The 12,512-nt window shown below is 69.0% G+C and carries 11 protein-coding genes; 9 read left to right on the top strand and 2 right to left on the bottom strand.

Annotated elements, in window-relative coordinates:
* Positions 1 to 76: 76 nt before the first annotated feature.
* Positions 77 to 613, bottom strand: coding sequence for an NUDIX hydrolase (locus VV867_RS00660; RefSeq protein WP_275628485.1), 537 nt, complete (start codon positions 611 to 613; stop codon positions 77 to 79).
* Positions 613 to 1,680 carry a DUF2333 family protein gene (locus VV867_RS00655; protein WP_109936162.1) on the bottom strand — a complete coding sequence of 356 codons (1,068 nt, stop codon included), beginning with the start codon at positions 1,678 to 1,680 and terminating at the stop codon, positions 613 to 615. The genes VV867_RS00660 and VV867_RS00655 overlap by 1 nt, the downstream gene beginning before the upstream one ends.
* A gap of 249 nt (positions 1,681 to 1,929) precedes the next feature.
* Here VV867_RS00655 and VV867_RS00650 point away from each other — a divergent pair, with 249 nt between their 5' ends.
* The 9 genes from VV867_RS00650 (at position 1,930) to fis (ending at position 12,475) form a co-directional block, all read left to right on the top strand.
* Positions 1,930 to 3,543 (top strand): GGDEF domain-containing response regulator, encoded by a 1,614-nt coding sequence (locus VV867_RS00650; RefSeq protein WP_109936161.1) that lies wholly within the window; start codon positions 1,930 to 1,932, stop codon positions 3,541 to 3,543.
* A 456-nt stretch (positions 3,544 to 3,999) separates the two neighbouring features.
* Positions 4,000 to 5,856 (top strand): protein-disulfide reductase DsbD, encoded by a 1,857-nt coding sequence (gene dsbD / locus VV867_RS00645; protein ID WP_328565368.1) that lies wholly within the window; start codon positions 4,000 to 4,002, stop codon positions 5,854 to 5,856.
* A gap of 141 nt (positions 5,857 to 5,997) precedes the next feature.
* Positions 5,998 to 6,441, top strand: a complete 444-nt coding sequence (gene aroQ / locus VV867_RS00640) for a type II 3-dehydroquinate dehydratase (RefSeq protein ID WP_009613296.1) — start codon at positions 5,998 to 6,000, stop codon at positions 6,439 to 6,441.
* A gap of 25 nt (positions 6,442 to 6,466) precedes the next feature.
* On the top strand, positions 6,467 to 6,931 hold the full coding sequence (accB, locus tag VV867_RS00635) for an acetyl-CoA carboxylase biotin carboxyl carrier protein (protein WP_328565367.1): 465 nt from the start codon (positions 6,467 to 6,469) through the stop codon (positions 6,929 to 6,931).
* 17 nt (positions 6,932 to 6,948) lie between these two features.
* Positions 6,949 to 8,298 carry an acetyl-CoA carboxylase biotin carboxylase subunit gene (gene accC / locus VV867_RS00630; protein ID WP_328565366.1) on the top strand — a complete coding sequence of 450 codons (1,350 nt, stop codon included), beginning with the start codon at positions 6,949 to 6,951 and terminating at the stop codon, positions 8,296 to 8,298.
* 147 nt (positions 8,299 to 8,445) lie between these two features.
* Positions 8,446 to 9,324 (top strand): 50S ribosomal protein L11 methyltransferase, encoded by an 879-nt coding sequence (gene prmA, locus VV867_RS00625; RefSeq protein ID WP_109936157.1) that lies wholly within the window; start codon positions 8,446 to 8,448, stop codon positions 9,322 to 9,324.
* A 75-nt stretch (positions 9,325 to 9,399) separates the two neighbouring features.
* Positions 9,400 to 10,932: a DUF3426 domain-containing protein gene (locus VV867_RS00620; protein WP_328565365.1), complete on the top strand. Its 1,533-nt coding sequence runs from the start codon at positions 9,400 to 9,402 to the stop codon at positions 10,930 to 10,932.
* A gap of 227 nt (positions 10,933 to 11,159) precedes the next feature.
* Positions 11,160 to 12,158: a tRNA dihydrouridine synthase DusB gene (dusB, locus tag VV867_RS00615; protein ID WP_275628478.1), complete on the top strand. Its 999-nt coding sequence runs from the start codon at positions 11,160 to 11,162 to the stop codon at positions 12,156 to 12,158.
* On the top strand, positions 12,155 to 12,475 hold the full coding sequence (fis, locus tag VV867_RS00610) for a DNA-binding transcriptional regulator Fis (protein ID WP_009613305.1): 321 nt from the start codon (positions 12,155 to 12,157) through the stop codon (positions 12,473 to 12,475). The genes dusB and fis overlap by 4 nt, the downstream gene beginning before the upstream one ends.
* The last annotated feature ends 37 nt before the right edge of the window (positions 12,476 to 12,512 follow it).

Below are 12,512 nucleotides of genomic sequence, written 5' to 3'. Positions count from 1 at the left end.
GGCCCTCTCCCGCAAGCGGGAGAGGGCCGGGGTGAGGGGCTCTTCAGCTTTCCGCTTGCAGCCTGCCGCCTGCCGCTCAAGAAGCCAAATAAAGCCTCAAAGCCTGCAAAGAATCCGGACAGTACAAAGCCCCGGCGCCAGCCTCCTCCAAAGCCACCCCCGGCTCGACGAAGCGCGCCTCCAGCACCTCTTCCGGCTGCAGCTTCAGCGGCCCGTCCCAGGTGGCGGAGAACACCGCGCACCACAGGCGGTTGCCCGGCTCGTCGAAGAAGAAGGTGCCATGCTCGCGCAGCTCCACGCCGGCCACGCCCAGCTCTTCCTCCAGCTCGCGGCGGGCCGACAGGGCGTAGCTCTCGCTGGCCTGGACCATGCCGCCGGCGGCGGCGTCCCAGTAGCCCGGGTACACCGCCTTGCTCAGGCTGCGGCGGTGCACGCAGAGTTGCCCGGCGCCGTCGAACAGCAGGATGAAGGTGCCGCGGCCGATCAGCCCGCGCTCGCGCAGCTGGGCGCGCGGCAGCTCGCCCAGCAACTGGTCGCGCTCGTCTACCCAGGCGATCAGTTCCCGGTCCGAGGCCAGCCGGTGGGCGGCCTCGGCGGCGCTGACGAGGTCCATCAGCCCTGCGCCAGCAGTTGCCGCAGATCGATGATCGCGGCGTTGGCCCGGGAGATGTAGTTGGCCATCACCAGCGAGTGGTTGGCCAGCACGCCGAAGCCGCCGCCGTTGAGCACCATCGGGCTCCACAGCGGTTCCTGGGTGGCTTCCAGCTCGCGGATGATCTGCCGCACACTGACGGTGGCGTTCTTCTTCGCCAGCACATCGGCGAAGTCGACCTCGATGGCGCGCAGGATGTGCGACAGCGCCCAGGCCTGGCCGCGGGCCTCGTAGAACACATTGTCGATCTGCAGCCAGGGGGTTTCCTGCAGTTCCTCGTCGACCTGCGGCGCCTGCCCGGGGGCCAGCGGCGCGGCGGCATTGATGTTGGTGTTGAGCTTGACCCGGCCGACGCTGGCCGAGAGCCGCTGGGACATCGAGCCCAGGCGGGTGGAGACGTCGCCCAGCCAGTTGTTCAGGCTGTCGGCGCGGGCGTAGAACTGCGCGCTCGGCTGCTCGGCGGAAAGCCGCGCCAGGTAGCGGTCCAGGGACTTGATGCCCTCGGCGTACTCCGACTCGGAGGACGGCAGCGCCCAGCTTTTATTGTCGAAGTTGAAGCGCGGCTCGGCGCGGGCCAGGTCGGCGTCCTCGGTGGACTGCGACTGCGAGCGGGCGAAGTCCTTGCGCAGGGCGCGGGACAGGTCGCGGGTCTGCACCAGCACGCCGTATTCCCAGCTGGGCATGTTGTCCAGCCACAGGCCCGGCGGGAAGATGTCGTTGGACAGGTAGCCGCCCGGCTTGTTCAGCACAGTGCTGACCACTTCCTTGAGGGTTTCCACGGTGGTGTAGCCCACCACCATCTGCCGCCCGGCGCGCTCGGCGGCCTGCTGGGCGTGTTGCTGCACGGGGAACAGGTCCGGCTCGCGGCTCCAGTACCAGCCGACCAGGCCGGCAACCACCAGGTAGGCGCCCAGCAGCCCGCCCACCACGCGTGCCAGCCAGGGCCCGCCGAAGTAGGCGCGCACATCGTCAACCCTGTCGTCGACGCGCTCGCGCACCGAGCCGCCGCGATTTTTCCAGTTCCACATGGCAAAGTCCTTGGTTCGACTAACGGAAAGAGGTTGGACCGCCAGCCTCGCCACAGGTGCCGGACGATGCCGCGATCCAGGCGCACTAGCATGCCGCAGTCGGCGCCCTAAGGGCAGCCTACCCTCTGCATGGCACGCGTGGCGATCCTTGACCGACATCACTGGAATTGCCAGCGGCAAATGGTAGCATGATGCCATCATCGCTCCGGCGACTCTCGCCACCGCGTCAGCCCCCACAAGAAGCGCGCCATGACCGAGCACGACGATCCGACCCGTGATCGCTTGAAACACCATTTCGCCCAGCGGGTGATCCACCAGGCCCGGCACGTGCTGGAGATCTGGCAGCAGCTGAGCCGCTCGGAATGGACCGCCAGCGGCATGCTCGACCTGCGCGAGGCCGCCCTGCGCCTGCAGCGCTACGCCGAACGCTTCGAGCAGGCCGAACACGCCCAGCTGGCCGCCGCCATCGGCGCCGGGCTGGACGCCGTGGCGGAAAACCGCGGGCGCCTGTCCAGCGAGCTGATCAACGAGTTCGCCCAGCTGATGCTGCGCCTGTCGCGCACCGGCCTGCGACATGGCGACCAGCTCGAGCACACCCAGCTGCCGCCGCTGCGCAAGCCGGTCTACCTGGCCCTGCAGGACGCCGAGCGCGCCGAGCGCCTGGCCCAGCAGCTGGAGTTCTTCGGCGTCCACGCGCAGTTGTGCGAGAACGCCGCGGCCTTCCGCGCAGCCATGGCCGAGCGCCACCCGGCGGCGCTGCTGATGGAGGTCGACTTCGCTGGCGCAGGCCTCGGCCTGGCCCTGGCCGAGGAGGTGCAGGCGGGCCTGACGCACAAGCTGCCGGTGCTGTTCTTCAGCCACGAGGAAACCGACACCCCGACGCGCCTGGCCGCGGCCCGCGCCGGTGGCCAGGAGTTCTTCAGCGGCACCCTGGACGCCTCCGGGGTGCTGGAGAAGATCGAGCTGCTGACCCGCGTCGCCCACTACGACCCCTTCCGCGTGCTCATCGTCGACGACTCGCGGGCCCAGGCGGCGCACACCGAGATGGTCCTCAACGGCGCCGGCGTCGTCACCCGCGCGCTCACCGCGCCGCTGTCGGTGATGGCCGAGCTGGCCGAGTTCCAGCCCGACCTGATCATCCTCGACATGTACATGCCCGAATGCCTGGGCACCGAGCTGGCCAAGGTGATCCGCCAGCACGAGCGCCACGTCAGCGTGCCGATCATCTACCTGTCGGCCGAGGACGACCTGGACAAGCAGCTGGACGCCATGAGCGAGGGCGGCGACGACTTCCTCACCAAGCCGATCAAGCCGCGCCACCTGATCGCCACCGTGCGCAACCGCGCGGCGCGGGCGCGCAGCCTCAAGGCGCGCATGGTGCGCGACAGCCTCACCGGGCTGTACAACCACACCCACACCCTGCAGCTGCTGGAAGACGCCAGCTACCGCTCGCGCCGCGAGGGCCGCCCGCTGACCTTCGCCATGCTCGACATCGACCACTTCAAGAAGGTCAACGACAGCTACGGCCACCCCATGGGCGACCGGGTGATCAAGAGCCTGGCGCTGTTCCTCAAGCAGCGCCTGCGCAAGACCGACCACATCGGCCGCTACGGCGGCGAGGAATTCGCCGTGGTACTGCCGGACACCGACAGCACGGCGGCGCACAAGGTGCTGGAGGAAATCCGCCAGCGCTTCGCCGAGATCCGCTACCCGGCCAAGCCCGCCGACCTGGCCTGCACCTTCAGCTGCGGCATCGCCCAGCTGGGCCGGGACGAGGACGTCACCGTCCTGGCCCGGCGCGCCGACGAGGCGCTGTACCGCGCCAAGCACGGCGGACGCAACCGCGTCGAGGTGTTCGCCTGATCCCGCGGATCGGCGGATAACGCCGTAGGCGTTATCCGCCCTACGCCGGGGGTGGGCTCGGCGTAGGGCGCATAACCGTTCGCGGTTATCCGCCGCTTGACCTTAGCCATGCCCCGCTCGGTGATGGGCACGAAGCGCCCTTGAAGAGCGCGCCAGACTCAACCACGACGCCCCGTGGGATGGGTTGAGCGAAGCGATACCCATCGCGACTCCGCCCCCCACCGGCCCACACGCACGGCTTTTGGTAGGAGCGAGCAAGCTCGCTCCTACGAAGAGCATTTCGACGCAGCCGGCAAGCACTTGCGCGCCCGATTGCCGCAGGCCCGGGAACCCGGGCGGCGCGCGCCGGTCGCAGTGCGGTCGCTCACGTCTTGTCACAGCCGGCCCCGCCGGGGTGGCCAGGGGCCGGGCGCATTCGGCTATCATGCCGCCACCCAGAAAGCCCGCGAGAGTTCCATGCGCCGCCTGCTGACCCTGCTCCTGTTCCTGGTCGCCCTGCCCGCCACGGCCGGCCTGTTCGACAAACCGGCCCCCGCCGCCCCCGGCTTCGGCGCCACGGCGCCGGCCGACGGCAAGTTCCTCCCGGTGGCCGAGGCCTTCCGCCTGAGCGTCGAGGACAGCGACGCCCAGCAGGTGCTGCTGCGCTTCGTCAACGCCGAGGGCTACTACCTCTACCGCCACCGCATGAAGTTCCAGGTCGAGCCGGCCGAGGTCAGCCTCGGCGAGGTGCAGCTGCCGCCGGGCAAGGCCCACCACGACGACTACTTCGGCGACTCCCAGGTCTACTACGCCATCACCGACGTCAGGGTGCCGGTGAACAACCCGCGGAAGCTGCCCTACCGCCTCACCGTCACCTACCAGGGCTGTGCCGACAAGGGCCTGTGCTACGCCCCGGAAACCGCCCAGGTGCAGGTCTCCGCCAGCGGCGAGGCCAGCCTCGGCGCCAAGCCCGCCGCCGCGGCCGGGGCCGCCGTGGATTCCGGCGAGCCGGCGGTGGTCGACGACCTGCTGGCGCTGCTCAAGGGCGAAGGCAGCGGCAAGATCAAGAAGCTCGACCGCGGCCTGCTGATCGCCTTCCTCGCCGGCCTGACGCTGACCTTCACCCCCTGCGTGCTGCCGATGCTGCCGATCCTCTCCGGCGTGGTGCTGCGCGGGCGCCCGGGCGGCATGCGCGGCTTCACCCTGTCGCTGGCCTACGTGCTGCCGATGGCGGTGTGCTACGCCGTGCTCGGCGCGCTCATGGGGCTGTTCGGCGCCAGGCTCAACCTGCAGGCGATGCTGCAGTCGCCCTGGGTGCTGGTGCCCTTCGCGGCCTTCTTCGTGGCCTTCGCCATCGCCATGTTCGGCGTCTTCGAACTGCGCCTGCCGGGCTTCCTGCGCGAGCGCCTGGACCGCATGGCGGCCGACACCCGCGGCGGCTCCATCGCCGGCGCGGCCACCCTCGGCGTGCTTTCCAGCCTGCTGGTCTCGCCCTGCGTCTCGGCGCCCCTGGCCGGCCTGCTGCTGTACATCGGCAGCACCGGCGACGCCCTGGGCGGCGGCCTGCTGCTGTTCGCCCTGGGCCTGGGCATGGGCACCCCGCTGGTGATCTTCGGCGCCGGCGGCGGCGCCGTGCTGCCGAAATCCGGGGCCTGGATGACCGGCGTGCGCAACTTCTTCGGCGTGCTGCTGCTGGCGGTGGCCATCTGGCTGCTGGAACGGGTGCTCTCCGGCCCGGTGAGCCTGGCCCTGTGGGGCGCCCTGGCCGGCGGCGTGGCCATCGCCCTGGGCACCCTGGAGCTGGTGCGCAAGACGCCGCTGCAACGCGGCGCCCAGCTGCTGGGCCTGATGTTCCTGGTCTACGCCCTGGCCGCCTGGGCCGGTGCCCTGCGCGGCGAATCCGACCCGCTGCACCCGCTGGGCCGCTCCGAACCCTCCAGCCACGCCGGGCCGCCCAGCTCGACGCCCGGCCAGTGGCAGAACCTGACCACCCCGGCGCAGCTCGACGCCGCCCTGGCCGATGCCAGCGCCAATGGCCGCCCGGTGCTGCTGGACTGGTACGCCGACTGGTGCATCAGCTGCAAGATCATCGAGCGCCAGGTGCTGCCGGATGCCGACGTCCAGGCGCAACTGGCCGGCTACCGGCTGCTGCGCTTCGACATGACCGAGAGCACCGCCGAGCAGCGCGCCCTGCTCGACCGCTACAACCTGTTCGGCCCGCCGGCGCTGCTGCTGTTCGCCGCGGGCGGCCAGGAACACAGCGACCTGCGCATCGTCGGCGAGACCAACGCGGCCACCCTGGCCGCCCATCTGCGGCAGGCGGGCGCGCGCTAGAGCGCGCCTCATATTTCTGCAGCAATCATCAGGCAACATGCCGACATCTACTGCAAAACCGGCATGACTGGACAGTCACGACCGGTTTCCGGCATAGTCCCGGCCAATTTCCAATCCGCGCGACGAGAGAACAACAAGCCGATGGCCACCCTACTGGTCCTGCACGGGCCCAACCTGAACCTGCTCGGCACCCGCGAACCCGGCGTCTACGGCTCGGTCACCCTCGAGCAGATCAACCAGGACCTGGAGCGCCGCGCCCGCGAGGCCGGCCATCACCTGATGTACCTGCAGAGCAACGCCGAGTACGAACTGATCGAGCGCATCCATGCCGCCCGCGGCGAAGGCGTGGACTTCATCCTCATCAATCCGGCGGCTTTCACGCATACGAGTGTCGCCCTACGTGACGCGTTGCTCGCGGTGAGCATCCCATTCATCGAAGTGCACCTGTCCAACGTGCACAAACGTGAACCTTTCCGGCATCACTCCTACTTCTCCGACGTGGCGGTAGGGGTGATCTGCGGCCTGGGAGCCACAGGCTATCGCCTGGCCCTGGAATCCGCCCTCGAACAACTTGAACGCCCGTGACCATCACCTGGGAGTGCGAACGCTAATGGACATCCGTAAAGTCAAGAAACTGATCGAACTGCTCGAAGAATCCGGTATCGACGAGCTGGAAATCCGCGAAGGCGAAGAGTCGGTACGCATCAGCCGCCACAGCAAGGCCGCCGCCCAGCCGATCTACGCCGCCGCGCCGGCCTACGCCCCGGCTCCGGCCGCGGCGCCCGCCCCGGTCGCCGCCACCCCGGCCGCCGAAGCCGCGCCGGCCGCCGCCCAGCTGAACGGCAACGTCGTCCGCTCGCCGATGGTCGGTACCTTCTACCGTTCGCCGTCGCCGACCGCCGCGCCCTTCGTCGAAGTCGGCCAGAGCGTGAAGAAAGGCGACATCCTGTGCATCGTCGAAGCCATGAAGATGATGAACCACATCGAGGCTGAGACCAGCGGCGTCATCGGGCAGGTCCTGGTGGAAAGCGGCCAGCCGGTCGAATACGACCAGCCGCTGTTCACCATCGTCTAAGCCGCGGGGAACCTGCGATGTTGGATAAAGTACTGATCGCCAACCGCGGCGAAATTGCGCTGCGCATCCTGCGCGCCTGCAAGGAGCTGGGCATCAAGACGGTCGCGGTGCACTCCACCGCCGACCGCGAGCTGATGCACCTGTCCCTGGCCGACGAGGCCGTGTGCATCGGCCCGGCCCCGGCCGGGCAGTCCTACCTGCACATCCCGGCGATCATCGCCGCTGCCGAAGTCACCGGCGCCAACGGCATCCACCCGGGCTACGGCTTCCTCGCCGAGAACGCCGACTTCGCCGAACAGGTGGAGCGTTCCGGCTTCACCTTCATCGGCCCCAGCGCCGACGTGATCCGCCTGATGGGCGACAAGGTCTCGGCCAAGGACGCCATGAAGAAAGCCGGCGTGCCCACCGTGCCGGGCTCCGACGGCCCGCTGCCGGAAGACGAGGAGACCGCCCTGGCGATCGCCCGCGAGGTCGGCTACCCGGTGATCATCAAGGCCGCCGGTGGCGGTGGTGGTCGCGGCATGCGCGTGGTGCACCACGAGGAAGACCTGATCAAGTCGGCCAAGCTGACCCGCACCGAGGCCGGCGCCGCCTTCGGCAACTCCATGGTCTACCTGGAGAAGTTCCTGACCAACCCGCGTCACGTGGAAGTCCAGGTGCTCTCCGACGGCCAGGGCAACGCCATCCACCTGGGCGACCGCGACTGCTCGCTGCAACGCCGCCACCAGAAGGTCCTCGAAGAAGCGCCGGCACCGGGCATCGACGAGAAGGCCCGCGCGGAAGTCCTCGAGCGCTGCGTCCGCGCCTGCGTCGAGATCGGCTACCGTGGCGCCGGCACCTTCGAGTTCCTCTACGAGAACGGCCGCTTCTACTTCATCGAGATGAACACCCGCGTGCAGGTGGAGCATCCGGTATCGGAGATGGTCACCGGCATCGACATCGTCAAGGAAATGCTGCGCATCGCCTCCGGCCAGAAGCTCTCGGTCCGCCAGGAAGACGTGGTGATCCGTGGCCACGCCCTGGAATGCCGGATCAACGCCGAGGACCCGCGCACCTTCATGCCCAGCCCGGGCAAGGTGAAGCATTTCCACGCCCCCGGCGGCAACGGCGTGCGCGTCGACTCGCACCTGTACAGCGGCTACACCGTACCGCCGAACTACGATTCGCTGGTCGGCAAGCTGATCACCTACGGCAAGGACCGCGACGAAGCCATGGCGCGCATGCGCAATGCCCTGGACGAGCTGATCGTCGACGGCATCAAGACCAACATCGACCTGCACAAGGACCTGGTCCGCGACAAGGAATTCTGCAAGGGCGGCGTGAACATCCATTACCTGGAGAAGAAGCTGGGTATGGATAAGCACTAAGCAAGCTGCAAGCTGCAAGCTGCAAGCTGCAAGCTGCAAGCTGCAAGCGCTATCATGTGCGAACCCGAGGGAGCGGCCTGGCCGCTCCCTTGTTTTTTTCTTGCTGCTTGAAGCTTGTAGCTTGAAGCCTTTTCCGAAGGAAAACCTATGCCCTGGGTTCAAGTCCGCCTCGCCATCACCCCGGAGCAGGCGCCCACCTACGAGGACGCGCTGCTGGAAGTCGGCGCCGTCTCGGTGACCTTCATGGATGCCGAGGACCAGCCGATCTTCGAGCCGGACCTGGGCACCACCCCGCTGTGGACCCACACCCACCTGCTGGCCCTGTTCGAGGACGGCACCGACGAGGCCGCGCTGCTGGCGCACCTGCAGTTGCTGACCGGCGGCGAGCTGCCCCGGCACCAGGTCGAAGTGGTCGAGGATCAGGACTGGGAACGCAGCTGGATGGACAACTTCAAGCCGATGCGCTTCGGCCGCCGCCTGTGGATCGTGCCCAGCTGGCACGAGGCGCCGGAGCCGGACGCGGTGAACCTGCTACTCGACCCGGGCCTGGCCTTCGGCACCGGCACCCACCCGACCACCGCGCTGTGCCTGGAATGGCTGGACGGCCAGGAACTGGCCGGCGACACCGTGCTGGACTTCGGCTGCGGCTCCGGCATCCTCGCCATCGCCGCGCTGCTGCTGGGCGCCAGGCAGGCGCTGGGCACCGACATCGACCCGCAGGCCCTGGAGGCCTCGCGCGACAACGCCACGCGCAACGGCATCGACCCGGCGCTGTTCCCGGTCTACCTGCCGGCCGACCTGCCCGCCGGGCAGGCCGACGTGGTGGTGGCGAACATTCTCGCCGGTCCCCTGGTCTCACTGGCAGGCCAGCTGACTTCCCTGGTCAAGCCGGGCGGCCGCCTGGCCCTGTCGGGCATCCTCGCCGAACAGGCCGAGGAAGTCCGCGCCGCCTACGCCGACGCCTTCGAGCTGGACCCCACCGCCGAGCGCGAGGGCTGGGTACGCATCAGCGGCCGCCGCCGCTGAACCGCGGTGGCGGCCAACTGCCCGCACGCCGAGGCTTGAGTTAGACTAAGCGACCGTTTATCGCCGGACCGCCGCATGAGCGACAGTTTCATCACACAGTGCCCGCATTGCCTCACCAGTTTCCGCGTCAACCAGGCGCAGCTGGGTGCGGCCAATGGCGCTGTGCGCTGCGGCGCCTGCCTCAAGGTGTTCAACGCCCCGCAACACATGCTGGGCGGCACCGCGCAGCCCGCGGGCGAGCCTGCCCGGCCGCAGCCGCCGGCGCCACCTGTGGCACCGGTCGCAGCCCCCGCCGCACCTGTCGCCCCCGCCGTGCCGAGCGAGCCCCCGCGCCCCGTCCCGGCGCCCGGCATCGCCACCCTCGGCTGGCCGCTGGCGCCGCACAGCGCGCGGCCGTCCGCCGACAGCACGGTGGCCCCGGCCGCAACCCCTGCGCCCGCCCCCATTCAGGCAGCGCCGCCCGCCCCGGCAGCGGCCAGGCCGGCGGAAGAAGCCCCCGCCGCGGCCAAGCCCACCGACGATACCCTGTGGATCCACGACGATCTCGACCTGGACAGCCTCAATCTCGACGAAGAACTGGCCAAGCTCGACGAATTCGAGCTGTCCCAGGAATTCCGCGAGCTGCAGTCCGCGCCCAAGCCGGCCGAGGCCCTGCTGGGCAACCGCCCGGTGGTGCGCGACCCGCATGACGAACGCTGGGCCGAGGCCCTGCTGCGGGACGAGGAACGCCAGGCCGGCGAAGGCGGCCGCCAGGAACCGAGCCTGGGCCGCATCGACGCAGAACCCGAACAACCGCCGGTCGCGCCGCCCCAGGCGCAGCCGGCGCCAGCCGACGAGCCGGCCGTGGCCGCCGCGGCCGAAGAGGAAGACGACGACCTGCCGAGTTTCAGCGCCCGCCGCGACGACGAGCCGCTGGAAGAACCGGAGGCAGAAGCCGCCGGGCAGGACCAAGCGCCCGAGGTCGAGCCCCCGCTGGAGCTACGCGAAACGCCGCGCCTGGACACGCCGCTGGACGAGGAAGAGGACGACAGGGAACTGCGCCGTCCCGACCCGGGCCTGGGCGAGGCAGCCCTGCACGACCTCAGCGACGAACCCCTGCAGCTGGACTGGCAGAAGCCCAAGGGCCGCTGGGGCCGCCGCCTGCTCTGGCTGCTGCTGATCCTCCTGGCCCTGGCCGGCCTGGGCGGCCAGTACGTGGCCTACCACTTCGACGAACTGGCCCGCGAGGACGCCTACCGCCCCTGGTTCGCCGAACTCTGCCCGCAGCTGGGCTGCACCCTGCCCTCGAAGGTCGACGTCGAGCAGATCCGCAGCAGCAACCTGGTGGTGCGCAGCCACCCGGACTTCAGCGGCGCCCTGGTGGTGGACGCGATCATCTACAACCGCGCCAGCTTCTCGCAGCCCTTCCCGCTGCTGGAGCTGCGCTTCGCCGACCTCAACGGCCAGCTGATCGCCAGCCGCAGCTTCAAGCCCAGCGAGTACCTGGGCGGCGAGCTGGCCGGGCAGAGCGAGATGCCGCCGCAGACGCCCATCCACGTGTCGCTGGACATCCTCGACCCGGGCCCCAAGGCGGTCAACTACAGCCTCAGCTTCCATTCCCCGGAGTGACCCCCGCATAGCGCAGAACCCCGCGCGACGCCAGTTCCGCTCGTCTTCCAACCCCAGGCAATAAGCCGGCGGCTGTTCAGAATTTATCCAAAATCGCCTTTATCCGGTCATCGAGAGCGGGTATCATGCCCTCCCTTTTTTGCAAGCACCGGTGGCCTCTCGCCGACCCTCCCCGAGTCCTCGACCCGCGGGAGCGTTCAGCGATTACGCCCCATAACAGGGAAGCGATGTCGGTGGTTCGCATCGGCTCTTACACACTGCCCAACAGACTGATCCTGGCTCCCATGGCCGGCGTCACCGATCGCCCGTTCCGCCAGCTGTGCCGCCGCCTCGGCGCCGGCATGGTGGTCTCGGAGATGGTCACCAGCGACGTGCGCCTGTGGAACAGCCGCAAGTCGCGCCTGCGCCTGGTGCACGACGGCGAGGATCAGCCGCGTTCGGTGCAGATAGCCGGCGGCGACCCGCAGATGCTCGCCGAGGCCGCCCGCGCCAACGTCGAGCTGGGCGCGCAGATCATCGACATCAACATGGGCTGCCCGGCCAAGAAGGTGTGCAACAAGGCCGCCGGCTCCGCGCTGCTGCGCGACGAGAAGCTGGTGGCCGAGATCCTCGAGGCCGTGGTGGCCGCCGTCGAAGTGCCGGTGACGCTGAAGATCCGCACCGGCTGGGACCGCGACAACCGCAACGGCGTGAACGTCGCGCGCATCGCCGAGCAGTCGGGCATCCAGGCCCTGGCGGTGCACGGCCGCACCCGCGCCGACCTGTACACCGGCGAGGCCGAGTACGAAACCATCGCCGCGATCAAGCAGGCGGTGTCCATCCCGGTGTTCGCCAACGGCGACATCACCTCGCCGCAGAAGGCCCGCCAGGTGCTCCGGCACACCGGCGCCGACGCCTTGCTGATCGGCCGCGCCGCCCAGGGCCGGCCGTGGATATTCCGTGAGATCGAGCACTACCTGAGCACCGGCGAGACCTTGCCGGCGCCGTCCCTGGTCGAGGTCGAAAGCATCCTGCTGGAGCACCTCGCCGCCTTGCATGCCTTCTATGGGGAAGAGCTGGGTGTCCGCATCGCCCGCAAGCACGTGGGCTGGTACCTGGCGACGTTACCGGGGGCGGCGGAGTTCCGCGCCCAGTTCAATCGTTTGCAGAACACGGATGCACAGAGCGCCAGCGTCAGGCAGTTCTTCGCCGAGCGCCACGACAACGGAAAAGGGGTGGCCGCATGACAACGATGACCGAGACTTTAGTGAGTGGAATGACACCCGTGAGCGACAACGCGAACCTCAAACAGCACCTGAACACGCCGACGCAGGAAGGCCATACCCTGCGCGACAGCGTCGAGAAGGCACTGCGCAACTATTTCGCCCATCTCGATGGGCAGCCGGTCACGGACGTGTACAACATGGTGCTCTGCGAAGTGGAAGCACCGCTGCTGGAGACCGTGATGGACCACGTGAAGGGTAACCAGACCAAGGCCTCCGAGCTGCTCGGCCTGAACCGCGGCACCCTGCGCAAGAAACTCAAGCAGTACGACCTCCTTTAAGCGGCGGCAGGCTACAGGCCGCCGGCGGCAGGCAAGC

Origin of the sequence: Pseudomonas sp. JH-2, assembly GCF_036231725.1 — a bacterium.
Taxonomy (GTDB): Bacteria; Pseudomonadota; Gammaproteobacteria; order Pseudomonadales; family Pseudomonadaceae; genus Pseudomonas; species Pseudomonas delhiensis.
This window is presented reverse-complemented; position numbering and strand designations above follow the sequence as displayed.